The organism is Planomonospora sp. ID91781 (assembly GCF_015711595.1).
GTDB lineage: Bacteria > Actinomycetota > Actinomycetes > Streptosporangiales > Streptosporangiaceae > Planomonospora > Planomonospora parontospora.
Genome location: NZ_JABTEY010000001.1, coordinates 171,238 through 194,377, shown reverse-complemented (window position 1 = coordinate 194,377; position 23,140 = coordinate 171,238). Strand labels below are relative to the sequence as shown.

At 67.3% G+C, this 23,140-nt stretch carries 29 protein-coding genes; 12 read left to right on the top strand and 17 right to left on the bottom strand.

The features are described from left to right. Nucleotide 1: 1 nt before the first annotated feature. The 7 genes from HS048_RS00880 to HS048_RS00855 form a co-directional block, all read right to left on the bottom strand. Nucleotides 2-268 (bottom strand): helix-turn-helix domain-containing protein, encoded by a 267-nt coding sequence (locus tag HS048_RS00880; RefSeq protein ID WP_196465836.1) that lies wholly within the window; start codon nt 266-268, stop codon nt 2-4. Next, the gene (locus HS048_RS00875; RefSeq protein WP_196465835.1) at nt 253-1,644 is read right to left on the bottom strand and encodes a replication initiator; all 1,392 of its coding nucleotides are present in this window, start codon (nt 1,642-1,644) and stop codon (nt 253-255) included. Before HS048_RS00875 ends, HS048_RS00880 begins: the two co-directional genes overlap by 16 nt. Before the next feature lie 207 nt (nt 1,645-1,851). Further along, the gene (locus tag HS048_RS37970) at nt 1,852-1,977 is read right to left on the bottom strand and encodes a hypothetical protein (RefSeq protein ID WP_255529560.1); all 126 of its coding nucleotides are present in this window, start codon (nt 1,975-1,977) and stop codon (nt 1,852-1,854) included. 142 nt (nt 1,978-2,119) lie between these two features. Continuing rightward, nucleotides 2,120-2,530 carry a hypothetical protein gene (locus HS048_RS00870; protein WP_196465834.1) on the bottom strand — a complete coding sequence of 137 codons (411 nt, stop codon included), beginning with the start codon at nt 2,528-2,530 and terminating at the stop codon, nt 2,120-2,122. Between the two features lie 20 nt (nt 2,531-2,550). Then, entirely contained in the window at nt 2,551-3,237 is a 687-nt protein-coding gene (locus tag HS048_RS00865; protein ID WP_196465833.1) for a DUF2637 domain-containing protein, read from the bottom strand. Between the two features lie 87 nt (nt 3,238-3,324). Next, the gene (locus HS048_RS00860; protein ID WP_196465832.1) at nt 3,325-4,662 is read right to left on the bottom strand and encodes an FtsK/SpoIIIE domain-containing protein; all 1,338 of its coding nucleotides are present in this window, start codon (nt 4,660-4,662) and stop codon (nt 3,325-3,327) included. Between the two features lie 95 nt (nt 4,663-4,757). Continuing rightward, a complete protein-coding gene (locus tag HS048_RS00855; RefSeq protein ID WP_196465831.1) occupies nt 4,758-5,087 on the bottom strand; it encodes a hypothetical protein in 330 nt (109 codons plus the stop codon). Nucleotides 5,088-5,223: 136 nt separating this feature from the next. Here HS048_RS00855 and HS048_RS00850 point away from each other — a divergent pair, with 136 nt between their 5' ends. The 3 genes from HS048_RS00850 (at nt 5,224) to tcmP (ending at nt 8,644) form a co-directional block, all read left to right on the top strand. Then, nucleotides 5,224-6,066, top strand: coding sequence for a GntR family transcriptional regulator (locus HS048_RS00850; protein WP_196467732.1), 843 nt, complete (start codon nt 5,224-5,226; stop codon nt 6,064-6,066). Further along, nucleotides 6,063-6,749: an HAD family hydrolase gene (locus HS048_RS00845; protein WP_196465830.1), complete on the top strand. Its 687-nt coding sequence runs from the start codon at nt 6,063-6,065 to the stop codon at nt 6,747-6,749. The genes HS048_RS00850 and HS048_RS00845 overlap by 4 nt, the downstream gene beginning before the upstream one ends. Nucleotides 6,750-7,432: 683 nt before the next feature. Further along, nucleotides 7,433-8,644: a three-Cys-motif partner protein TcmP gene (gene tcmP / locus HS048_RS00840; protein ID WP_196465829.1), complete on the top strand. Its 1,212-nt coding sequence runs from the start codon at nt 7,433-7,435 to the stop codon at nt 8,642-8,644. Here the strand turns inward: tcmP and HS048_RS00835 are convergent. Together HS048_RS00835 and HS048_RS00830 are read right to left on the bottom strand one after the other, a co-directional pair. Beyond that, nucleotides 8,625-9,407 carry a DUF5131 family protein gene (locus tag HS048_RS00835; protein WP_196465828.1) on the bottom strand — a complete coding sequence of 261 codons (783 nt, stop codon included), beginning with the start codon at nt 9,405-9,407 and terminating at the stop codon, nt 8,625-8,627. The genes tcmP and HS048_RS00835 overlap by 20 nt on opposite strands. Nucleotides 9,408-9,805: 398 nt before the next feature. Next, nucleotides 9,806-10,087, bottom strand: a complete 282-nt coding sequence (locus HS048_RS00830) for a hypothetical protein (protein WP_196465827.1) — start codon at nt 10,085-10,087, stop codon at nt 9,806-9,808. Between the two features lie 85 nt (nt 10,088-10,172). On the opposite strand from HS048_RS00830, the gene HS048_RS00825 reads away from it, so the two are divergent. Further along, nucleotides 10,173-10,424 (top strand): winged helix-turn-helix domain-containing protein, encoded by a 252-nt coding sequence (locus HS048_RS00825; protein ID WP_196465826.1) that lies wholly within the window; start codon nt 10,173-10,175, stop codon nt 10,422-10,424. Between the two features lie 102 nt (nt 10,425-10,526). Here the strand turns inward: HS048_RS00825 and HS048_RS00820 are convergent, their stop codons facing one another. The 4 genes from HS048_RS00820 to HS048_RS00805 all read right to left on the bottom strand — a co-directional run bounded on the left by HS048_RS00820 (nt 10,527) and on the right by HS048_RS00805 (nt 14,559). Then, on the bottom strand, nt 10,527-11,621 hold the full coding sequence (locus HS048_RS00820; protein WP_196465825.1) for a hypothetical protein: 1,095 nt from the start codon (nt 11,619-11,621) through the stop codon (nt 10,527-10,529). Nucleotides 11,622-12,335: 714 nt separating this feature from the next. After that, on the bottom strand, nt 12,336-12,473 hold the full coding sequence (locus HS048_RS00815; protein WP_196465824.1) for a hypothetical protein: 138 nt from the start codon (nt 12,471-12,473) through the stop codon (nt 12,336-12,338). A 274-nt stretch (nt 12,474-12,747) separates the two neighbouring features. Beyond that, nucleotides 12,748-13,701 (bottom strand): ankyrin repeat domain-containing protein, encoded by a 954-nt coding sequence (locus HS048_RS00810; RefSeq protein WP_196465823.1) that lies wholly within the window; start codon nt 13,699-13,701, stop codon nt 12,748-12,750. A gap of 195 nt (nt 13,702-13,896) precedes the next feature. Further along, a complete protein-coding gene (locus HS048_RS00805; RefSeq protein WP_196465822.1) occupies nt 13,897-14,559 on the bottom strand; it encodes a hypothetical protein in 663 nt (220 codons plus the stop codon). 314 nt (nt 14,560-14,873) lie between these two features. Here HS048_RS00805 and HS048_RS00800 point away from each other — a divergent pair, with 314 nt between their 5' ends. Beyond that, on the top strand, nt 14,874-16,115 hold the full coding sequence (locus HS048_RS00800) for an IS256 family transposase (protein ID WP_196465821.1): 1,242 nt from the start codon (nt 14,874-14,876) through the stop codon (nt 16,113-16,115). Nucleotides 16,116-16,414: 299 nt separating this feature from the next. On the opposite strand, the gene HS048_RS00795 is transcribed toward HS048_RS00800, so the two are convergent. Next, nucleotides 16,415-17,044, bottom strand: a complete 630-nt coding sequence (locus HS048_RS00795) for a hypothetical protein (RefSeq protein WP_196465820.1) — start codon at nt 17,042-17,044, stop codon at nt 16,415-16,417. 377 nt (nt 17,045-17,421) lie between these two features. Here HS048_RS00795 and HS048_RS00790 point away from each other — a divergent pair, with 377 nt between their 5' ends. Further along, nucleotides 17,422-17,706, top strand: a complete 285-nt coding sequence (locus HS048_RS00790; RefSeq protein WP_196465819.1) for a hypothetical protein — start codon at nt 17,422-17,424, stop codon at nt 17,704-17,706. A 37-nt stretch (nt 17,707-17,743) separates the two neighbouring features. Next, nucleotides 17,744-18,154 carry a VOC family protein gene (locus tag HS048_RS00785; RefSeq protein ID WP_068902380.1) on the top strand — a complete coding sequence of 137 codons (411 nt, stop codon included), beginning with the start codon at nt 17,744-17,746 and terminating at the stop codon, nt 18,152-18,154. Nucleotides 18,155-18,362: 208 nt separating this feature from the next. Here HS048_RS00785 and HS048_RS00780 read toward each other — a convergent pair whose 3' ends face one another. Beyond that, entirely contained in the window at nt 18,363-18,989 is a 627-nt protein-coding gene (locus tag HS048_RS00780) for a DsbA family oxidoreductase (RefSeq protein WP_068902382.1), read from the bottom strand. Nucleotides 18,990-19,297: 308 nt separating this feature from the next. Here HS048_RS00780 and HS048_RS00775 point away from each other — a divergent pair, with 308 nt between their 5' ends. Both HS048_RS00775 and HS048_RS00770 read left to right on the top strand, forming a co-directional pair. Continuing rightward, nucleotides 19,298-19,477: a hypothetical protein gene (locus HS048_RS00775; protein ID WP_196465818.1), complete on the top strand. Its 180-nt coding sequence runs from the start codon at nt 19,298-19,300 to the stop codon at nt 19,475-19,477. Between the two features lie 137 nt (nt 19,478-19,614). Beyond that, nucleotides 19,615-19,902 carry a DUF4287 domain-containing protein gene (locus tag HS048_RS00770; protein WP_068902383.1) on the top strand — a complete coding sequence of 96 codons (288 nt, stop codon included), beginning with the start codon at nt 19,615-19,617 and terminating at the stop codon, nt 19,900-19,902. A gap of 88 nt (nt 19,903-19,990) precedes the next feature. Here HS048_RS00770 and HS048_RS00765 read toward each other — a convergent pair whose 3' ends face one another. Then, nucleotides 19,991-20,338: a DoxX family protein gene (locus tag HS048_RS00765; RefSeq protein ID WP_068902386.1), complete on the bottom strand. Its 348-nt coding sequence runs from the start codon at nt 20,336-20,338 to the stop codon at nt 19,991-19,993. A 222-nt stretch (nt 20,339-20,560) separates the two neighbouring features. After that, nucleotides 20,561-20,947 (bottom strand): helix-turn-helix domain-containing protein, encoded by a 387-nt coding sequence (locus tag HS048_RS00760; RefSeq protein ID WP_068902388.1) that lies wholly within the window; start codon nt 20,945-20,947, stop codon nt 20,561-20,563. 102 nt (nt 20,948-21,049) lie between these two features. On the opposite strand from HS048_RS00760, the gene HS048_RS00755 reads away from it, so the two are divergent. The 3 genes from HS048_RS00755 to HS048_RS00745 all read left to right on the top strand — a co-directional run bounded on the left by HS048_RS00755 (nt 21,050) and on the right by HS048_RS00745 (nt 23,105). Then, nucleotides 21,050-21,676, top strand: a complete 627-nt coding sequence (locus HS048_RS00755; protein WP_196465817.1) for an NAD(P)-dependent oxidoreductase — start codon at nt 21,050-21,052, stop codon at nt 21,674-21,676. Then, nucleotides 21,676-22,209, top strand: a complete 534-nt coding sequence (locus tag HS048_RS00750; protein WP_196465816.1) for a nitroreductase family deazaflavin-dependent oxidoreductase — start codon at nt 21,676-21,678, stop codon at nt 22,207-22,209. Before HS048_RS00755 ends, HS048_RS00750 begins: the two co-directional genes overlap by 1 nt. A gap of 206 nt (nt 22,210-22,415) precedes the next feature. Further along, the gene (locus tag HS048_RS00745) at nt 22,416-23,105 is read left to right on the top strand and encodes a histidine phosphatase family protein (RefSeq protein WP_196465815.1); all 690 of its coding nucleotides are present in this window, start codon (nt 22,416-22,418) and stop codon (nt 23,103-23,105) included. Nucleotides 23,106-23,140: the final 35 nt, after the last annotated feature.

Below are 23,140 nucleotides of genomic sequence, written 5' to 3'. Positions count from 1 at the left end.
GTCAGTGCTCTCCGCCTTCCGCCAGTCCGTCGAGCCAGGTGTGGAAACGCCGCTTGGGGATCACCCACCGGCCGCCGACCCTGATGGCCGGAATCGTGCCGTCACGGACGGAGGCGTAGGCGCTGCCCCGGGAGAGCGACAGGAGGCGGGCGACCTCGGCGACGGTGTAGACGGCCCTGCCGTCGCAGGACCTGCCCGTTGCGGTGTCCGGATCCGGGGCGGACGGCCCGGTCTGCCGGGGAACGAGCTGGATCACACTGTGGCGCATCGGTTACCTCCTGTCTGGTGGTCGGTGAACTGGGCGGCGAGGGCTGATTCCCCCGCCGTGTAGCCCTGGCCCGCGTACCTCCAGCTCGCGAGGGTGAGCGTGGCGGCCGGGTCGTACGGCAGGCGCGCGAGGTCACGGGCCTGGCGGTACTCCAGCCGGACGCGGCGCAGCGCGGTCATGGTGGTGGAGTAGGCCCGGCTCTTGGTCGAGAAGTGGCCGCGGAAGCCGAGCATGTGCGCCCACTGCCGGAGCCGGAGCGGCGCGAGGTCGGGATGGGCCGTGGTGTCGCCGAGTTCCCAGGCGGTGCGGATCAGCCGGGCGGCGTGCTCGGTGACGCCGCGCTGTTCGAGCCGGGGAAGGTCGGAGCGCTTGACCCGCCGGTCCAGGGTGCCGGAGGTCTCGGCGGCCTTGGTGGCGTACTTGGCGACGTAGCCGGCCACCGCCGCCTCGGAGAGCGCGGCCCCGTCCGGGCCGGTCGTCTCGATCCGCCGCACGTCGACGGCGCCCCAGCGCAGAGCCCGCGAGGCGTCGCCGTACGGGTCGGACACGTCGAGGTGCACGGCCTCGGCCGCCGACTCGATGGCCCCGGTGAGCAGATCCGCCGTGGCCCAGGACGGAGGCGGGTCGATCCCGCCGTCCGGGGTGCGGCCGTCGAGGCGGATCACGGCGTGGAAGTGGACGATCCCGCGTGCCTGGTATTCGGCGACCTTGGCGAAGGAGAGCCGGACCCGCCGGTCGAACTCGGCGCGGGTGAGCCCGGCCGACGCGCTCAGGTGCCGCCGCAGGTAGACCCCGAAGCGGTGCCAGAGCGCGCCCGCGTGGGCGTTCCACAGGACGTGTCCCGCGTAGTCGTAGGTGCCGGGGTCGAGCGGCTGGCCGATGCGCCGGTCGTTGGAGCCGTGCCGTTCGAAGCAGGCCGGGCCGTTGCGGCGGGGGTGGCAGACGTCGGCCCGACCGTGCTTGTCCGGGCTGCGGTGGACCGGGCCGAAGCTCGGGGCCGTGAGGGTGGCCAGGACACGCGGATGCGTGCTCACGGTGGCGGGGACGCCCTTGTCCCCGCCGAGCAGGCCCGCGCGGATCAGGTGGAAAGTGTCGGCCCGGTAGGTCTCGGCGCAGGCCGGGCAGCGGGAGGCCCGCCGGTTGCCGCAGCGGACGAGCAGCTGCCCGTGCGGCTCGCCGCTGGTGGAGTAGTGGTGCAGGACCTCCCCGGTGGCCGGGTCGACGGTGGAGACGTCACCGACCAGGCGGACGGGGGCGGAGCATCCGCGCAACCGGTCGACCTGCTGGAGCCAGCGGTTCAGGTCCCGGCCGGAGTGGCGGGCCAGGTCCCGGATGGCCGGGCCGACCAGATCACCGATGGGTGCGGGTTCGGCCATTCCTCCTCCTTTCCGTGCTCTCGCCGCCGGAGCGGCCGGTGATGGGCGATCGGGTGTCTCGTTGGGCGGGGCGGACGCGGGCGGAGTCGCCGGGATCCGCAGGTGGCGGGTGGCGCATACTGGTGGTTCCTTTGCGAGTGAGCGGAGGAGACGCCCCGCGGAGCGGCGGGCTGCCAGGCTTGAGCCGCCCCGTGGTGGCGTCGCTGATCAGATGTCGAGGCCGGTCCCGCCGCAGTCGGGGCAGGTGGCCGCGACCTGGTAGGGGCTGCTGTCGCTGTCGTCGTTGACCAGGCCGGTGCCGTTGCAGGTGGCGCAGCCGCAAGTGCGGATCATGTGGTGTCTCCTCCTTCCTCGGATCGGGGGCAGGGGCAGGGCGTGTCGTCGGCGGGGTCGAGGCGGTCGCAGTCGGCCGGGTCTCCGTCGAGTTCGCAGCCGTAACGGGCGCAGCATCGGCAGAACGGGCAGCTCAGCCGGGTCATGACGTGCCGTCCACGGAGGCCCAGGCGGATCGGTCTCCGTTGGCGTGCCGGATGGCGGCCAGGACGTAGGCGAGGTTGGCCCGGTCCAGGCGGGCGACGGCCGGGCCGAGGTCGACGGGGTGGCCCTCGGCGAGGCTGAGCGCGATCCGCAGGATGGCGGCCTCGGAGTTGGAGCAGGGCAGCAGGCCGTTGAACAGCGCCGAGTGGAGGGTGTCCCAGGAGATGACGGTGTACGGGGCGCGGCTGTAGACGGCCGGGACGTACTCCACGGCCATGCGCAGGAAGTCGCTGCGGTGCAGCCAGGTTCCGTGACGGACCAGCAGCTCCACCGCGGCTTCCACGGCGTACGAGCCGCGCGCCCAGGTGCGGGGGGCCTCCACCAGGTACGGCAGGTCGGGAAGGGACATGACGGGTCGGCTCCTTTCGGTCAGGTGGGATCGGCGGAGATCTGCCGCAGCAGGTCGGCGGCGAGGTCACCGGAGATGCCCATACGGGTGCGGAGAAGGTCGGCCGTGACGGGACGGCCGTGCTTGGCGCTGTGCTCGTCGGCCAGCCGCCGGGCGAAGGTGAGCAGGGCCGGGGACGGACCGGGCTGGTGGCCCGGAGGCTCCTCGGCCACGTCGGGCATGGGGGACAGGACGACCGGCGGGGGAGCGGTGCCGGTCTCGGGAGCGGCCGTGGCCACTGGGACGGCGATCTCGGCCGGAGCCGCAGGCCGGTGCGAGGCGCGGCGTTCCAGCATGGAGATCGCCACGAGGAAGGCCACCGCAGGCATCGCGGCGCAGATCCAGCCCCAGACCGACGGTTCGGCGCGGGCGAGGTTGGCCGCCAGCGTGAGCACGATCCCGCCGGCCAGCACCAGGGCGGGCCAGGAGACCGGCCCCCGCCGGGGACGGCCGGTGCGCTTGTCCCGCTGGAGTTCCCGGGTGGCCATGACGCACATCAGATCGATGCACACCGCGACCGCCCAGGACTTCCAGCCGCGCTGGCCGTGCTCGGCGGCCAGTTCGGAGATGTGGGTGAAGGAACCCACCGCCGCGATGACGGCCAGGACCACGACCGGCGCGGAGTCCAGCAGCACGGCACGGACGCGGCCGGGCTGGTGACGGGTCATCGCGGTCCACCTCCTTCCGGATTCGGGCATGGGACGGGTAGGGAGCTGGCGTGATCAGGGCTCACGCCGAGCCGCGAGGAGATGAGGTCAGGCCGTACGCAGGTCGAGTTCGGCGATGCCAGTGCGGGAGGCCATGACGTCGGCCCAGGACGGGGTCAGGTGGGCATAGGCGTGAGCGGCGTGCTCAGCGGCGGCCTCGGAGACGTAGAAGGAGCGGGCGCGGTACCACTGGCCGTCCTGTGAGGCGACGATGGCGACGCCGGGTGTCTCGGCGGGGATGGCGCGGGCGGAGACCAGGGCGGCCGGGTCGAGGTCGCCGAGGGTCATGGTCGCGGTTTCGGGGTCGTTGACCCGGTGGCAGATGCGGCCCGAGCACTGGGCGCGGAGCGCGGTGACGCCGGGTCCGAGGTCGGAGCCGATGCGCTGGCCGCAGCAGAACAGGTAGATGCCGAAGGCCCGGCCGAGCTGAGCCACACGCAGCAGGGCCGTGGAGGTGCGGGCGATCTCGTCTTTCTCGCTCTTGTCGGCCATCAGGTACAGCTCGGCCAGCTCGTCGACCAGGACGACGACCGGGACCGGGCGGATCGCCGGCGGAAGCTGCCAGATGTTGCGGGCGCCCGCCTGACGGCAGATGCCCATGCGGTCGGTCATAAGCGCCACGAGGTCATCCAGCAGGCCGACCGACTCGGCGCGGCAGGTGGCCAGGGCCGACAGCCGGGGTGCGTACGGGGTGAACTCCACGCCGCCCTTGAGGTCGAAGCCGACCAGGGCGACCGGCTGTGGAGCCAGGCCGACGATGAGCGCGTTGGCGAGGTTCGACTTTCCGGACTGGGTGGCCCCGGCGTTGAGCCAGTGCGGGACCGTACGGAAGTCGATCTCCCACAGGCGGCCGGTCTCCAGCCGCCCCACGGTGACCTTGAGCAGGTCGGGCGAGGGCGGCAATTTGTCGACCCGCACGAGGGGATCGCGGATGGTCACGTACAGGACCACCCGGCCCGGCCGGGGAGAGGAGACCCGTACGGCGTGCACCCGCCAGGAGTGCGCGAGCCGTTCGGCCGCCGCGCTGTAGTCCTCGGGGACCTGGCCCTCCAGGGTGTGGAGGGTGACCCGCCAGCCGTGCCGGGTCGGCAGCGGCAGCCACATCCACGGCTTGGTGTCCACCGCCACCCGCTGGAACTTGCGCTTGACTCGTACGGCGCCGGTGGAGGCGACCAGGCCGGGGACGGTGGTGAACCAGAACCGCTGCCGCTTCTTGGTCAGGCCGCAGCCGAGGGCGACCTTGCGCCAGGTGGCGCGGACCGTGATCGCGGTGAGCGGATACCCGACCGCGTACCAGAACGACTGCCGGTGCCACCTGCGCCAGCCCAGGAGCAGGGCGACGAGCGCGGGCAGTACCAGGACCGGCCAGGGCAGATGCTCGAACATAATGGGAGTCCTCCTTTCGTTGAAGGCGAGAGGGAGGCCCCGGAGCGGGCGGTGCTGCCAGGCGAGCCCGCTCCAGGGGCGTCACGTCCGGCCGATCAGGCGGCCTTGAGGTTGGCCGGCCGGATCGCCTCGGCACGGAAGCCGAGGCCCGAGCGGCCGTTCATCGACCAGAAGAACGCGGACAGTCCGACCGGGGTGACCAGCACACCCTCGGGGATCTGCGGGAACGTCTCGCTGGGGAACGTCACCACGATCACTGGGTTGCGCCGGTCGTCGTTCGGCTTGGGGAGCAGCGGGATCGTGTAGAGGTCCCGGCCCTCCGCGTCTCGCTTCACCTCGCCCGTGGCGCGGTCCGCGATCTTGGGCTCGGGCTCGCCCGCGACGATGAACGCCAGGGCCGAGATGTCGACGGGGATGTTGCGCATTTCGATCACTCCTTGAGTTGCCTAACTTGCCTAGCCAGGTTGGCCGTGACTTCATGTTGTCCAGCATGGCTAGACATGTCAAGCCTCTCGGAACAACTGGCCTAGGCGACCTAGGAGAACTAGACTGATTTGCGTGATGAGTCTCGACCCCGACGACCCCCGTCCGCCCTACCAGCAGGTGGCGAACGCCCTGCGTGCGGCGATCCTTACGAAGAAGTTCGAGCCCGGGGAGAAGCTGCCCTCGGGGACCGAACTCGCCAAGCAGTACGGCGTGGCGCGCATGACCGTGCAGCAGGCGATCCGCCTGCTCCGGGACGAAGGGCTGATCGTGTCGCGTCAGGGGAGCGGCGTGTTCGTCCGGGAGCGCACCGAGCGCCCGGTGGAGCTCCGGCCGCACATCGAGCACGCCTTCGAGGCGGCCAACGTCTCCATCGACTTCGCCGGCTTCTCCGGGGAGACCCTTCAGGGCATGCTCCAAGAGCCCTTGGACAAGATCCGCCTCGGACGGCTCACGCCCGAGACCATCGGCATCCGCATCCTGGTCCCGGACATGGGGCACCCGATGTCCCTGCCGTGCCGGGCGGAAGACCTCAGCGATGACCCGGTGATCCGGGCACGCGCCCACCGCATCCAGCAGCGCAGCACCCAGGCCATCGCGGACGCCGTCCACGAGCTGGCAGACCTCGGACTGGTGAAGTCCGCCTCCGTCGAGGTCCGCGTCCACCAGACCACCCCGGCGTTCAAGTTCTACGTGATCAACCGGGAACAGGTGTTCTTCGGCTTCTACCCGGTGGTCAAACACACGGTCCGGATCAAGGGCGAGCCGCACGAGATGTACGACGTGATGGGCAAGGACGCGGTGCTGTTCCACTACCAGGTCACCGAGGACGCCTCCTCGATGCAGTCGCAGTACGTCGCCCAGGTCCGGACGTGGTTCGAGAGCATGTGGTCCACGATCAGCCGAGAGGTCGAGTTGTGAGCGAGAGGCTGACGGAGATCCTCCGTCAGTCCCGTGCCGTGCTGCTCGACTTCGACGGCCCCGTGTGCAGCGTCTTCGCCGGTCTGCCGGCCCCCGTGGTCGCGGCCCGGCTCAAGCAGCTGCTCCAGGACCAGGGCGCCGAGCTTCCGCAGGACGTCGCGGAGCTGGACGACCCGCTCAAGGTGCTGCGCCGTACGGCGGTCTTCGCGCCCGAGCTGGTCGACAAGGTGGAGACCTCGTTCATGGCCTACGAGGTCGAAGCCGCGGGCTGCGCCGAGATCACGCCGGGAGTCCGGGAACTGCTCAACGCCTGCGCCGAGACGGGCCGACCGGTCGTGATCGTGAGCAACAACTCCGAGCCCGCGATCGAGACGTTCCTCGGATCGGCCGGATTGAGGGAGAAGGTCGCCGGAGTCGTCGGCCGCCCGATCGGTAACCCCGCCGAGATGAAGCCGCATCCCCGGTCGCTGCTCCGAGCCTGCGAGATGGTCGGCGTGCCGCCGGGCGAGGCCGTACTGATCGGAGACTCGGACTTTGACATGCAGGCAGCGGCCAACGCCGGGAGCCGGAGCATCGCCTACGCCGACGCACCCGGTAAGGACGTGAGGCTCGCCCAGGCCGGAGCGCATGCGGTGACCACGAGCATGAGGGATCTCGCCGAAGCCATCAGGATGAGCCGGTAACCGCGCCGTACAGACGAGCCGAACGGGCGTGGTTCAAACTTTCCCTACGTCATCAAGCCGCCGCCCGCTGGGCGGCGGGCGGCTGGCGGCCGCGGACCGGGCGTGCGGCCTCTTCGGGCCGGTCCCGGCCGCGCCGCCGCCGCACATCGGACGCCGGGCAGAGCGACGCGGGGAGACGACCCGCAGACCGGACGGAGTACGGCGAGCAGGAGCCGTACGGCGAGGCGGACAGCGGAGGTCAGGGCATGCCTCCGGCGGGGGCGCTCCGGCCCCGAGGTGATCGCCGAGCGCGAGCCGGGGTTTCGGGGTGGCCGGGGCTGATCACCGCGCACGCCATCGACCCAGGCAAGCCCAGCAGCCCGGTTCCTACGGGGCAAGCCCGGCCGTGCGGGATGGCATCCGATGACCGAGGAACGGCGGCCGGCTGATGTACACGCGAGGCCGGGCTTGCCCCTCCGTCCCCGGCCCGCTGCCGCTCCGCGGTGGGTCGACGGCGTACGAGGTGATCAGCTAGGCACGTTCATGTCTGACTAATTCGTGAATTAGCCGCAGGCCAAAATGAATGGTGTTACACCATTGTCGAACTGGCGTTCACTTTTTTGAGGGGCGCTTGTCAAACGTTCCAAATGCATGTAATTCTTCAAGTGCCAGTAAGACCTCCTGCTCTCACTTAGGTGGTGGCCGTGACGGCGAACGATGACTTCTTCCGGAAGCGTCGAGCTGCTGCTGTCTTCAAGCACGGGATACTGAAGCGTTACCCTGTAGTGTTCGCTTCAAAGGCGGGCTCTCTCGTGCCGGACCGTCGTGTAGTTTTCGTTGATGGCTACGCTGGTTGCGGAGAGTACGCAGACGGCTCTCCGGGATCCCCGCTGCTGCTTGCTCAGAGTGCACAGTCAGTTAGTGCATTCCGAAACGTAGAAGGGATCTTCGTCGAGCGTGATGCAAGCAATTACGAGAACCTGCAGCGTACTCTTGATAGGTATAGCGGCCATGGGATGCCTTACAAGGTTCGCAAGGGGGATCTCGGCGCGCATATACCGGAGATCTTGAGTGAGGCTCGGGGCAGTGCCCTTCTAGCCTTTCTTGATCCATTTGGAACGGCACTGGATAGTGAGCGATTGAAGATGATCCTCAATCGGCCAGATTCGCTTCCTACAGAAGTCCTGCTCCATTTTAGCGTTAGTGCAGTATCCCGCCTCGGGCCTGCGGTCCGAGAAAGCAGGTTGAATGATAAGGGCCCATCTGAGGAGGATCTCAAGAAAATCGATCGCTTAAACCGGTTCCTTGGTGGAGCTTGGTGGCAGCCGCATTTCGCTGATCTAGAAAAAGGTGATCTGGGAGCTGCAACCCATGCAGCCATGAAGGTTGCAAATATCTACAGAGAGCGTGTAAGAGCTGCTACTGGCTTTCAGTCAGTTAGTATCCAGGTTCGAATGAAGCCTGAACATCTTCCTAAGTATGTTCTTGTACTGTTCACTCGACATCCCGAAGGGATCTGGCAGTTCGCAGACGCTCTAGGCAAAGCCGGCCTTGAGTGGCATGAGGCATGGCGGAGAGATTCGGTCAGCAAGGAGCTGGACAGAGCTGCGGCGATGGGGATGGACTCCCTGTTCGGGGATGACGAAGTTTTAAACGCCTTCGATTCAGATCTGTATGTTAAGCATGAAGCACCCAGATGGATATCTGAGATCCAGGGCAACATTCGCAACTTGTTGGATCGCTATGGAAGCTTCCGGATAGTTGAGCACGTTGACCGGGTTTATGGAAAAACCTTAGGGTCTGCCTGGATCCCTCACGTCAGGAAAGCGGTTAAAGAGCTTTACCGGCTGAAGGAAATAGACAACCCGGGTGTCGGTGAATCTTTTCATAAGAGTGTTATCCGGCGTGTACTTTAGATCGCTCTATTGTGATCTCGTGACTGCGAGGCGCGGGAATCTCATCCCAGGTGCGTCCATCGAGGGATCGTCCACCTGCCTTGGGGGTTCGGCCGCCCCATTGCTTGAAAAAGAACGCTACTTCTTGGCGTAGACACTGGTCTCTTAGATCTCTGACCCAGCCGGGATCGAGTGGACGCGCTTGAGTACCACTCTCACCCCCAGCAATTAGCCAGTCGATATCGCTCAAGTCTATGTCGTGCAATGGACCAATAAGAGGTTCGGCCGATATGAAGCGCCTTGCTGCGGGAACCTTGCGGAGAGAATCGATTCTCCATAGTGTGCTGCTGTCTTCAACGCTTACGCCCATCCAGACGTTTTCTGGCCACGGTAGAAGATGGGCTATTCGGGCAAGGCGACTTGCTCTCTTGGTGAGGATCTGATACGTGTGCTGAGGGGTTTCTTCCATCACCTCAAATACGCGACGCACGAAGTTGAATGGCACTTTTGCGTGGAACAGATCGCTCATTGAGTTAACGAATACGAGTCTAGGGGTGCGCCATCGCAGTGGAGCGGTAAGTGTGTTTTCGTGAATCGTTACGCCGAACCCCGGTCCGCTGGTTCGCGGATCTCCGTCTTTCTGATACTTTTCCGCTCCCATGGCCTTTAAGCGCTTAGCCAGCGTCAGGGCATAGCAGTTATCGCAGCCAGCGGATATCCGGTCACATCCTGTTGTCGGATTCCAGGTGGTTTCGGTCCATTCGATGCGCGACCGGTGACTCATGGGAATATCCTTCCCGCGCTGGGTAAGAGTTATCCTCAGACTACTAACAAGAAACATGTTAGTAGAGGAGAGTCTGCTGCACATAGAGATTGAGCAAGTGGGTCGTCTTCTTTTTTAGGTGTACGACATGCTTGCGGACAGCCATCTGGGTGTTGAGCCTCGATAGAGGGCGCTTCTATCAGTCTGAGCTCCTCGTACGTGCGGCCCCTCCACAGTGATCAGGCGGGAACTGTCGCGTCTTGTTGACCTGGGTGTGCTGGTCGGAGCACAGATTGAAGAGGAGAGCCCGGTCTGCTACATCCGGACGGACAGTCCGCCGTGGAGGGCCACTGAGGTGGTTCGCCGGGTGGTCTTGGATGGCGAGCCTCATGCCAAGGGTCGAGGCCTCTACGCCCAGCTCAAAGCACTCGCCCTGTCAGTAGTAGGAGCCAAACTTCTTCGGCGCGCTTGCTGAGCCAGCGCTCTGTCTCGTGGACGATGATCCGGCCTGCCCTCTTGGTGGTGCGGCGGATGAACATCAGGCCGCCGGAGGCGCAAAGTTCGTAGACCTGGTCTCTGCACATGCAGGTGTGCTGCCGGATGCGCACGCGGTCGGTTCGGGGAAGCGGGGCCCGCCAGGTGAGCTTCTCGTGGCTGGCCAAGGGCGGCGCGACGTGGATGCTGTGGTAGGCCCAGGTCATGAGCTGACCTTACGTCTGTCTTGTCTACCTCGTCTACGACGTTGCCCATATGAGCACCATAGGCAACGTGCCTAACGTCCCCTTCGTGGAAGTGGACAGGTTCGATCCGACGCCGATCTATCAGCAGGTGGCGGCGATCATCCGAGAGCAGATCAAGACCGGTGCGCTACAGCCGCGCGACCGGATCCCCTCCGAGTCGCAGATGGTCAAGGATCACGGGGTGGCCCGTGACACGGCCCGCCAGGCCGTGGCCATGCTCCGCGACGAGGGATGGGTCATCACCTTGCCGCAGCGCGGGAGCTTCGTGGCCGACAAGGGGGACTGGCCGGCTCAGTGATGCGACGGCGTGGCTAGGAATTCCCCATAAAGTTTGCCTGTTGTGCGGCGTGCGAGGAGAAGCCAGCAGCTGATGTGGGTCGTGCTGGACGGATTGTGGGAGCTAGTCGAAGCGTTCTGCTCCGCTTAATGCGGATCGGTCGGAACCATCCTCAGTGCTTATCATCTTCTGAATGAGACGACCGGCAGCTTCGATGAAGGCATCGAGATCGAGGTCGATGTCGGGCGTGTAGCATTCGGTGTATCCGCCGCGGGTGAAGTCTTTGTTGGCTGGAATGTAGGACCAGCGACTCACCGATTTCCTGATCAGTTCCTCGGCTGCAACGACGGTTAGGAGATCCGCGTGCCTCACGTCAATCAAGGACCCGCCGTTTCTCTGGTGAGTACGCAGGCGGCCTTCGCCGCGCACCTCGATTCGGCCTACGCCGTACTTGCGGAACACGGTTCCATCGGAGTCGGAGAACTCGAAGATGTAGAGAAAGGAGGGTTGGTTGGCGAGAAAAGGGGCGCGAATCAATTTTTTTGAGTTGTAGATATTCCGCGGCATGCAGAACCAGCAGCCGTTGCCGAGGATGAGGATGTCGGATGCTCTTCTCGTTCGTTCCCGTCCGCAGGTGAGGCAGCGAACCCTGATCTTGTTCCTGATGGTAGTGAATCCGCTCAGATACTCCGATCCTGCGGCAGCGCATCGTTCTTTCACCTCCTTGAGTGGAAGCGTCCTGGCTGAGAGGTAGCAGCGCCTGCACCCGTAAGCAGTCTCTCCGTTGTTCAGCTTGGCCCGAATCTTCCCCACCTTGACCTTTACGAGGTCGCCGCATCGCTGGCATCTTCCCTCCACTAGGTTGGTGGCGTTCTCATACAGGCCGCGCAGTTCGATGCCGATGAGCGCAAGGGACTCTCTGGCCTCTTGTTCGGTGAGTCTCCTTAGCCTGTTCCGTCGGGCTGCTTCGTCCTTTGCGCATTCAATACATCCGGAACCTTTTTTTACGTTCATCAGACAAGGAGTCGACCGGCGTCCACATGTTAGGCATTCGCATGCGATACCAGCCATCCTGTTGACAAATTTACCGAGCATGCGGAAGCCGGCATCGAAGAAGATGCTCTCGATGCACGGTAGGCACCAGGAGACCCCCTGTGCGGTTTCAGCGTTTCCGCAGAGCCTGCAAGGATTAACGGTTTCTGGGTCTCCGTATTTCATATACCGCTGATAGTGCTTGACGCAGTAGCCGTGCCCGACCGCCGTTGCCTCGCAGTTAGCGACGGCACAGATGGTTCTTCCAGTGGCTCGCCGATCTTCATGGGTGTTTCCATATTTGCGGATCCGGTGGTAGTGCTTCGTGCAGTATCCACACCCACCATTAGCTGGACGCTCGCAGTCATCGGCCAGGCAGATCTGCATCTCACGCGTCACTCTGGAGGGCAACTCTGTGGACCCCAGACGCATGAACCTCCCGTAATGTTTCGAGCAGAGCCCTCGCCCCACCGCCTTGCCGGAACATCCCTCCTCCGAGCAGACCTTCGCGGGCTTCCGCCGCATGTCGACGGTTGGATCGCCATGCTTGAGCCATCTCTGGTAGTGGGTGGCGCACCAACCGCGCGCGATCGTTGGCCTCTCGCATCCAGGTTCCCCGCACGGGGCCGCACGCAGGGCCTGATCTTCTCTGTAATGGACCATGCAGAGGCCGAATCCCGCCTTGGGACTACGCGGGTTCGCGCAGCCTTGCCGTGCGCATGAGTCATCCACCGTCAGACCTACCAGTTTCTCCCGCCAGAGTGGCATGACCCGAACGGGCGCCGACGAACGCAGCGATGCTATGCCACCCCTCTGACAAAACCGTGTTCGGTGTCTGCCTCCACCGGTGACAGATGCAAGGAAGCCCGAGACCTCGATGATCTCTTCGCCGCGGTCGTCCTAAAAATCCTGGCTGGCCCGGAGAACACGCATGTGGTAGCCCGGACCGCTGGACCGGTTCCCCGCCCGTGCGTGCTCTTGCAGGAAAGGGAGGGAGAGCAGATCCTCGATGATGGCGCATTGATCTTCGGTGGCCATGCCGTGAGCATAGTGAGCCGGCCTGCGCAGGTGAGCCCGCACCGAGCGTCTCCGGTTGAGTGACCAACTGGGTGACAACGGCTGCGGACGAGGCCGGACGATCACGGACGATGGGGGACCGCCCCCGCAGGTCAGGCAGCGCGTAGGCCAAGGACTCGGACCCGGTGAAATAGCTTCGCATCGAAGGGGTCAGGGGTTCGAATCCCCTCATCTCCACCCAGGTCAGAGGACCCGGTTCCACATCATGGAGCCGGGTCCTTTTGCTGCGTCGCTGTCAGGTCCACCAGTCTCGTTCGGGAAGCTTGAGCCACCTGTCGGAGCCGATGATTGGCCCGGCGTCGTTCAGGTGCAGACCTGCGCCGGCGCAGCAGAACGCCACAGGGTGATTGCTGTAAAGGTAGGCGGCGAGAATCTCCTCGGCAGGAGCGTCAACGGGGACGGTGTAGGCGCTGTACGGTTCCCAGGCCGTGATGACGGTGCCGTCCCGGGCGATGTCTCCGCTACTGCCGCCCTTGGGATTGGCATACATGCTGTAGCAGACCGTGCCCGGTGAGACGCATTCGAGGAGGCCGCGTGTGGACGGGGTGTATCCCCAGGGTTGGATGATGACGCAACCGCCGGGCACGTCTGTGACGCCGACGATCAGTTCGGCGTCCGGCTTGTTCCACGAGTCCTCGTAAAGTTCGTCGATGTCCACGCCGTCGGCAGGTACGGCTTCCAGCCGTGCTGTCGCCTCGGCTGCGCTGAGCTCGGCCACGCAGGCCAGACCCAGGCCGTCATAGTAGAAATCTCCCAGGGCGGGGATCAGACGTTCGGCTTCCGCCACGGCAGCGGCCTCGGCCGCGGACAGGCCGGCCTCCGGTGAGGGGGAGAAGAGATCGGGAGCGGGGCCTACCAAGCTGAGGCGGCCGGGGGACCAGCCCGCCATCATGGGACGCCACGGGTCTGCCCCGGCGGAGACGAGGGCTCGGGCGTTGTCGGCGCGGCCTTCGAAGACCGCCATCCACAGCGCGGTACGGCCCTCACGTTCCGCGTCGACGTCATCGACGAGCCTGGCGAGCTCAGCGACCACTTCAGGCGAGCCGCGATCAGCCGCGGCGTGCAGCGGCTTTTCGAAGATGAACGCGCCGTAGTTCGGATCGGCGCCCGCGGCGAGCTCGGCGCGGACCAGGTCGAGATCCGTCCAGTCGTTGACGCCCCACCATCTGACATCGTCGGTGGCAGCCATCGCGCTCCTTGAGGGGACGTAGACGTATAGGACGTATGAATGCCGATCATGGCGTGCGAGGCCGACAGATTCGGACTGATATCGCAGACGGTCTACAGGAGGATGTCCTCCGGGGGCATGGCCGTACCGGCTTGTGGACGGCGATCACGTCCATAGACGCAACCCATCCGTGAGGCCACCGCCCTGCTCGCGCATCTACGCGAACGGGTCCATGTAGGGGCGGTCTTTCACCCGGTCGTAGATGCGGCGCAACCACGGCTGCCGAACCGCCGCCAGCCGCTCCAGCGTGCCGAGGAACACTCGCCCGTCGGGACGGAAGGGGCTGGACGGTAGCAGCGGGGGCGGATCATCACGGCGAACGACGGCAGGCATCCCGTACGCCGCCGGCACGAGCCGCCGGTCATCGTTGAACGCCAAGTATGTCCACACGCCCGCGGACAGGGGCACCACCGCTCCCGCGTCGCAGGGCCATACCTCACCGGTCTGCGGATGCCGCGGCACCAAGGCGATGTCCGTGATCGCGGCAGACAGGCCGGGCCCGGCCAGGACGAGATGGCGTTCTGGTGGCTCCGGAGGGAGCAGACTGTCGATCGCCCGACGAAACACCTGTGCGACAGGTCCCTCAGGGACGGATACCCGCTTACCGCCCGATACTGCCAGTAGGTGGGCCAGTGCTACCGCCGCCGCGGCCTCCCATAGAGGGCTCCAGAAACCACGCGGATCAACGGGCGGGATGCTCTGCAGTTCCGCCCAGTCGATCACCCGTTGGACGGGGCCGCCGACGGCGACAGGACGCACGGCTTCCGGCTCCAGCCACACCACCTGCCAGAACCCGCAGTCGTCGACGCGAGTCGCCACCGGACAGCCGCACCTCGCGCATGCCAGGTTGGGGCCGTACTGGCCGTCCCAGCCGCAGCAGCAGCCGCCTAACCGCTCCGGGATGAAGACGGTTCCGCGGACGTCACCCGGCGCGATTCCGATCCTGTTCGGAGCGCCCGAGATGCAGTACGTCAGCAGTCGGACGCCTTGCGCTTCCGGCTCGGGCTTCAATGGTGGTTGCGTCCACGGAAGTGGTGTAAGAGTTTCCCCAGCACACAGGCGTGCCGCCGGACATGAAGACGGCCATCGCGTGATCCTTCGGGTTGCGAAACCAAGATCGAAGGAAGAAAGCGATGGCCGTGAACAACAGTGTGGACCCGATGGCGTGGCTGGCGGAGCAGATTCAGACCAGCGACCCGGATCTGTTGCGCTCCATGGTGAAGACCATGGCCGAGGCGTTGATGTCGGCTGAGGCCGACAGCCTGTGCGGCGCCGCCTACGGCGAGCGCAGCGATCAGCGCGCCAACCGCCGCAACGGCTACCGGAAGCGGGACTGGGACACCCGCGCCGGCACCGTCGAGCTCGCCATCCCCAAGCTGCGTTCGGGCACCTACTTCCCGGACTGGCTGCTGCAGCGCCGCCGCCGGGCCGAACAGGCCCTCATCAGCGTGGTGGCCACCAGCTACCTGCTGGGCGTCTCCACCCGCCGCGTCGACAAGCTGATCGAGCAGCTCGGGGTGCAGCACATCTCGAAAAGCCAGGTCTCGGAGATGGCCAAGATGCTCGACGGGCAGGTGGAGGCCTTCCGCACCCGCCCGCTGGACGGCGGCCCGTATGCGTTCCTGTGGCTGGACGCGCTGACGCAGAAGGTCCGTGAGGACGGGCGGACGGTGAACGTGCACGTGCTGGTCGCCACGGCCGTGAACGCCGACGGCCGCCGGGAGATCCTGGGGCTGGAGGTGACCTCGGCCGAGGACGGCGCGGGCTGGCTGGGCTTCCTGCGGGGCCTGGTGGCGCGGGGCCTGTCGGGGGTGCAGCTGGTGGTCTCCGATGCCCACCGGGGCTTGGTGGAGGCGGTCGGCGCGGTGCTGGCGGGCGCGGCCTGGCAGCGCTGTCGAACGCACTACCTGCGGAATTTGCTGACCACCGTGCCCAAGTCGGCGCAGCCGTGGGTGGCGACCCTGGTGCGCACGATCTTCGACCAGCCGACCGCCGAGGCCGTGCGCTCCCAGCATGCCTGGGTCATCGACGCCCTGGAGGCGAAGTATCCGGCCGCGGCGGCGCATCTGGACGCGGCCCGGGAGGAGTTGCTGGCCTTTGCTGCGTTCCCTCGGGAGGTCTGGCGGCAGGTGTGGTCGAACAATCCGCAGGAGCGGTTGAACAAGGAGATCCGCCGCCGCACCGACGTGGTCGGTATCTTCCCCGACCGGAGTTCGGTCGTGCGCCTGGTGGGTGCGGTGCTGGCCGAGCAGACCGACGAGTGGACCGAGGCCCGCCGCTACATGGGGCTGGACGTGCTGGCCAAGGTCCGGCTGCGGCTGATCTGCGGCGACACACCGGGGCAGAACCCGCTGCCGCAGACACTTACCGCTTAACCTGCAGAAACGGGATCACGCGAAGGCCGACTCATACACCACTTCGCTGGACGTGACCTCAATGGTTCCCAGGACTGGCCGTCTCCAGGATCCACCGCGTACGTCCCTGGCTCCAGAAGGCTGGGGAGCAGACCATGCCCGTACTTCTGGCCAGAGTGGTCGGGAAGTGCCACCCGGGCCACCTTCGTGGTCATCGCGGCGCCGCACTCTGCACAGGCGAAAACGACCAATCAGCCTCCTCCGTCGGAACGACGCACCATGGTGGCACAACGTCCCGCCTTGGGCGGAAGTATTCAGAATCACTGTGTCGCACGGCCGTCCGAGAACGAAGAGACTTCAGTGATCATGAAGTGTTGGTCGAGGGCGGAGGTGAGCTGGCCGGCCAGCCCTGGCGTAGTGGTCGCCGCCCATCGCCGGGCGAGGTTGAGGAAGCCGGAGAAGTACTGTTGAGCTGTGGTGAGCAGGCCGGAGAGCTCGCCGCGAGTGATCTCGATGGGCGAGGCGTCCTCATCGTGTTGTCGGAGCTGGATGATGTGACCCGCATGTGTGATGTGTGGCGTGGGGTCGTGGCCGAGCCAAGATTCTTGCCCGCAGGCCACGTCCCACCAGTCCCGCCAGTTCTCTAAGCCGAAGCAGCAACCGGGCGAGACGCTGACGTCGGTGGTGGTGTCGTGGAAGCGCAGCCCGCCGGGGGCGATCAGGCATTCCGCTTCGGCGAGATGCTGCTCCAGATGCGCCTCGGTCAGGTCGGCGGCGTGAGTGACGGGAATGCCGTTGTAGCTGAAGATGACGGCCATGGCCGTCCCGACCTCGGCGGGAGACATCTGGCCGGAGAGGGCGAGAAGACGGTCGCGCGACGGCTCCGCGATCGGCCAGGCCGTGAAGTCCACCGCATCGTAGGTCTCTAGGACGACTTCGACGATGACCATAGCCGCAAGTATCCAGGCACTGTGCGGTTGCTGAGGATGCGAGGAGGGATCACCGGCGAGTCGGAAGGTCGGGGAGTCAGCGAAAAGTCAGCAGACCCGCTGACACGGGAGCGTAGCCGAGACGAATGGACGTCACCTTCGGGGTACATGACAGCACCGGATGACATCCATCGATCGGAGGCGATACACCCCACCGGGGTTCGCATCGAAGGGGTCAGGGGTTCGAATCCCCTCATCTCCACCAGGTCAGAGGCCGCTTCCGAGAGATCGGGAGCGGCCTTCTGCGTTGCTGAGCGACCAACTGAGTGACTACGGTCCATCCATCAGAGCCGTGCCCCTCCGGGTTTCGCAGAGTTCAGTGGTGAGGTGTCCCAGCGGTGAGCGGTTCCGGTCCCGTGACCGTGTGGGTCTTCCTGGGTGAGGGCGCGCAGTGGCCGTCAGGCGTGTTCCGGACGCGGGAGCGCGCAGAGTCGTGGATCAGGACCGGCAAGCTGACGGGGATGCTCACGGAGTACCCCCTCGACACGGGCGTCCACGACTGGGCGATCGAGCACGGCCACTTCCAGCCCCGGGCCGCCCACCAGCAGACTCCCTCGTTCGTCGGGCGCTTCACGATCGCGCAGCAGGAGCACTTCCACTACACCGCTGGGAACCCGGACTGAGGCGTCTGCACCAGAGATCTTGTGACAAGATCGCGAAATGCTGCGACTCACCGATTTCATCATCGACTGCCCGGACACGATGAAGCTGGCGGCCTTCTACTCTGAGGTGACGGGCCGTCCGATCAAGGAAGGCAGCCACGAGAACTGGGCCGGCATCCGGTTCGGTGAGATCGAGCTGGCCTTCATCCGGGTGGACGACTACCGCGCTCCGCAGTGGCCCGACAGCGAGCACCCCAAGCAGTTCCACCTCGACTTCGAAGTCGACGACATCGAGTCCGAGCAGCGCCGCGTCCTCGACCTCGGCGCGACGCTGCGGCAGGACTTCATCGGCCCCGACGGCTACGGCTGGCGGATCTACACCGACCCGATCGGCCACCCCTTCTGCCTGTGCCGCAACGAGGGCGTCGTCTGGACCGACCAGGGTCCGACCTGGCCCGAGCGCGGCTAGGAGCCGTCCGGCATTCGGATCATGTGGCTGGGGTGATGAGCTTCGGTCACATGACCGAACGGTGCGTCACCCGCTGCCGTCAACAGCCCGGCGGGGAACTCCCGGCCGGCTCGGCCGGCCGCGAGTGCGACCCACCGGTGTGCTTCCGGCCGTCGCCGGACGGCGGGATCGGGCCTTCATCCTGATCGGGAACTGTGCGGCCGGTTCCTCAGCGGCGAACGTTCGGCTGCCGTAGCAGTTCGCGCAGCGCGGCGGGGGACTGGACGCCGGGGACCGGCCGGGCACCGTCGATCACCAGGGAGGGGACTCCGGTGACACCGCACTCGATCGCGCGGCGCCGATCGGCTCGTACGGCATCGGCGTAGCCGTCACCGGTGAGGACGGCGCGCACCTCGTCATCCGCCAGACCGGTCTCGCCGCCCAGCCGCCGCAGGACCTGCGGCTCGGCCACGTTCAGACCTTCGGTGTGATACGCGCGCAACAGGCGCTCCATCATCTGGTCTCCCCGACCGTGATCGGCCGCCAGATGGCACAGCCGGTGCGCGTCGAAGGTGTTCACCGGCCGGGCCAGGTGCAGGTTGAGCTCCAGCCCTTCGGCGGCGCCCGACGAGCGGATCCGCGCGACACGGGCCGCGGCCTGATCACCCCACCACCCGGCCATGGCTTCGGCGGCCGTCGGCCCGGGAGTCCGGCCTCCGTCCGGCGCGAGCTCGTAGCTGCGCCACACGAGCTCCACCCCGGCGCGGTCGGTGATCGTCTCCAGCGCCGCCGCCAAGCGTCTTTTGCCGATGTAGCACCATGGGCACAGCACGTCGGCGTAGATCTCGACCTTCATGAACGTCCTTCCCCCGATCGGCCGCCGTCGGCGGTGGCACTTCACCGATCGAACAGAACCCGGGACCGGGGCTCACCTGATGCTTCTCGTGATCGGTTGCGGGACCCAGGGCCCGCTGGTCCATCCTGCAACCTAGACCATGGTTGAGATCAAGAAGCTTTCCTCCGCCCTGGACGGCGCCCGGCATCCGTGGATCGGAAACGGCGCGTTCCACCGGGGTTCGCCGAAGGGGCCGGAGATGGTGCTCGGGCGGCGGCTTCGCCGAGCGCGCGGTGGCCGTTCACGAACCACCGGGCGATGCCGGCCGCATGGCCCACATCGTCCACACCAGCGAGGAGCACGGCATCGACGCGGACCTGGTGCGCGCCGCCGGGGCCTGCCGTTCCAGCATCGTGGCCCCGTCGTTGAGTCCGGCTAAACGTCCCTTCGCTGATCGCGCGTTGATTCGGGCCGCTGCTGCACGAGATCGTTCACTCATGGAAATGTAAGGGGGAGGCATCGCGCGCCGGCGACGCGAATCGACGGCGGCGACGAGCGACCGGAGCGGGACCGGTCGTCGGGACCCGCTCATGCAGAATCGAGTGGGTCACTGCGGCCCGACGGCCCGCGACGAACGGAGAGACACATGTCGTTCCAGGCGTACTTGGACAACATCGAGGACAAGACCGGCCTCACCCCGCGTGAGTTCATCGCGCTGGCGAAGGAGCGCGGTCTCGACGGCCCGTCCGTGAAAGCGGGCGCGATCATCGAGTGGCTGAAGCAGGACTACGACCTCGGACGCGGGCATGCGATGGCGCTGGTGCATGTGATCAAGAAGGGGCCGAAGATCGACGCCAAGCACGTCGGCGGTTCCGGTTCCCACCGCGACGAGTCGGACACGCTCTGGCTGGACGGGAAGAAGAACCGGCCCTGACGCGGTGGCCGGCCGCCGTGACCGGAGCCGGTGAGGCGCCGGTGAGGGTGACCGTGCGGATGCGGGACCCGGGTGCTTCCGCGCGTCGTCAGGCGATGTGCCCCAGCACCAGGGCGGCGATCACCGGCCCCATGTACAGCAGGGGGAACACGGCGGTCGAGTACGAGCGCGCCCGGAGCACGGTGAACACGGCTCCGGCGAAATACAGCACGAGGCCGATCCCGGCCAGGACGCCTACGACCGGTACGAACAGCCCGACCAGCAGGCCCGCGGACCCCGCGGCCTTGGCCGCGCCGAGCCAGGTCCACCACGAGCGGGGGACGCCGTAGTCGGTCAGGGGCTTCACGACCCACTCGGCGCGGCGGAGGAGGGAGAAGGCGGAGAAACCCACCCAGAGGGCGGTCAGGACGGTGACGACGGCGGCGGTGGTGGACATGGGGACACTCCCTGGTCGGTGCTCTCTTCTGGCACCGATCCTGCGGGCCCCGGTTGATGGATCCGCGATGCGTTCACGATGCGCGGCCTCCCGCCCGGCTGCGAACCGGCTGCGAACCGGCTGCGAACCGGCGGCGGGCCGTTCCGCGGCAGGCGGGCGGCGGAGGTGGGCGGGCGGGCGGCGGAAGCGTGGGGACCGCTGCCCGCTGCCCGCTGCCCGCCGTCAGCCGGTGCGGTCGAGGCGGCCGCGGTCGTCGTACGACTCGCGGGCGTCGAGCAGTTCGTCCCAGTGCTCCCGCGCCCAGGCGCAGGCGACCGCCATCGGTCCGAGCATGCTGCGGCCGAGGGGGGTCAACTCGTATTCGACGTGCGGAGCGGCGGCGGGGTGGACGGTGCGCTCCACCAGACCGTCCCGTTCGAGGGAGCGCAGTGACCGGGTGAGGACCTTGGGGGTGACGCGGCTCAGCGGCACGCGGAGCTCGGAGAACCGGCGCGGCCCGTGCTCGAGGCAGCGGATGACGAGCGCCGCCCACTTGTCACCGAATCGGATCGGATTGAGTGAGGACGGGCACAGCTCGTCGAACATGTCGGCGGGCAGGGGTTCCCTCATGGCCTCACCATAACCGGTATCCCAGAGGTAACCGCATCCTCCGATAGCGTCCGCGAAGCGGCCGGGCGGAAGGGCCCCGGCCCTGGTGAGAGGCGGTTCGCCATGAACATCGTGGTCTTCGGCGCGGGCGGCAGGGCCGGGCGGCAGGCCATCGCCGAGGCGCGCCGGCGTGGTCACCGGGTCACCGCCGTGGTGCGCGACCCGGCACGCCACGGTGATCTGGCCGGTGTGCGGGTGGTGGCGGGCGACGTCACGGACGAGGCGGGCATAGAGAGGGTGGCGGCGGGGCACGACGCCGCCGTCAGCGCCGCGGCGGACCTGTCCGCGCCGCCGCACGACTTCTTCACCGCGTCGGCTCGGGCCCTGACCGCCGGTCTGACGAAGGCGGGCGTGCGCCGGCTGGTGGTGGTCGGCCTCGCCTCGATCATGCCCGGGGCATCAGGGGTCCCCCTGATGGACGAGCCCGGTTATCCCGGCGAGTACCGCGACTTCTACCTCGGCCATGCGGCGGGGCTCGCCGTCCTCCGGGACGCCGCCGGCCTCGACTGGGCGTACGTCGCACCGGCAGGCGACTTCGACCACGGCGGCGCGCGCACCGGCCGCTACCGGATCGCCGAGCACGCGGACCCGGCCGGCAGGATCACCTACGCGGACTTCGCGATCGCGCTGCTCGACGAGATCGAGGCTCCCCGCCACCACCGCGCCGCCGCCGTCGTCCGGGAGGCGTGATGGGCGAGGTCCACGGCAACCCGGGCTTCAGCGGGGTCCACGACAGCCCGGGCTCCGGCGGGGTCCACGGCAACCCGGGCTCCGGCGGGGTCCACGGCAACCCGGGCTCCGGCGAGGTGCGCGACAGCCCGGATCCCTGGGTGGCCGAGCACATCCGGCGTTTCCAGGAGACCGGCGGCCGGCCGCGCCCGGGGACGAACGACCTGCTGCTGACGACCCGGGGCCGGAGGACCGGTGAGCTGCGCCGTACCGCGCTGGTCTACGGACGTGACGGCGACCGCTATGTCCTGGTGGCCTCCAACCGCGGCGCGGACCGCCATCCGGCCTGGTACCTGAACCTGCTGGCCGATCCGCGCGTCACCGTGCAGGTCGGTACGGAGGTCTTCACCGCGCGGGCGCGTCCCGCCACCGCGGCGGAACGACCGGGCCTGTGGCGCCTGATGGCGTCGGCCAGGCCGGAGTACGCGGCCTACCGGGAGCGGACCACCCGTGAGATCCCCGTGGTCCTGCTGGAGCGCCTGCCCGGCCGATGACCGCGGAGGCCTCGGTCCGGACCGGACGGCCGGGCACGTCCGGCGCCGCGACGGCCGGCGGCGTGGCCGGCCGTGCCGGGGTGACCTCGGCTCCGCGGTCGCCGGGTGATCCCCCCGGCGTTCCCCGGGTGATCCCCTGCGGCGTTCGCCGGTCCGCCCCCCTTCCGGCCTTCCGCGACGCCGACCCTTTGTGCCAGCCTGTCGGCATGATCGGAGTTCGGCGGGTGTGGCTGGTCCGGCACGGGCAGAGCGAATCGAACGCCGGGCTGCCGACGGACGGGCCGGGCACGGCCCCGCTCACGGCGCTCGGACGGGAGCAGGCGGCGCGGACGGCCGAGGCCTTCACCGCTCCGCCGGACCTCGTCGTCAGCTCGCCGTTCGCCCGCGCGAGGCAGACCGCCGGGGCGACCGTCGCGCGGTTCCCCGGGGTGCCGTACGAGGAGTGGCCGGTCGAGGAGTTCACCTACCTGGGCGGGCTGCACGGGCCGCAGACGACGAAGGACCAGCGGAGGCCCTTCGCCGACGCCTACTGGGAGCGTGCCGACCCCGCCTACGTCAACGGCGGCGGCGGGGAGTCCTTCAGGATGCTCATCACCCGTGCCCGCGCTTTCCTGGACCGGCTGGCCGACCGCCCGGAGGAGGGCCTGATCGCGGTGTTCACCCACGGCCTCTTCATGAAGGCCGTGACCTGGTCGCTGTTCACCGGAACCACAGAGCCCGACGCCGAGGCGATGCGGGGCTTCCGCCGGTTCAACGGGGCGTGCGACGTCCCCAACTGCGTCATCACCGAGCTGTGGCGCCCGAGCGGGCCGTACGGGTTCCGCGTCGTCGGCGGCGGGACGGCCCATCTGGGCGAGTTGTCCGGCACCGAGGACTCTCCCGTGGTCCTGGACTAGCCGGCGGACCGCTGACGGTCCCTCTTTCCCTGTCT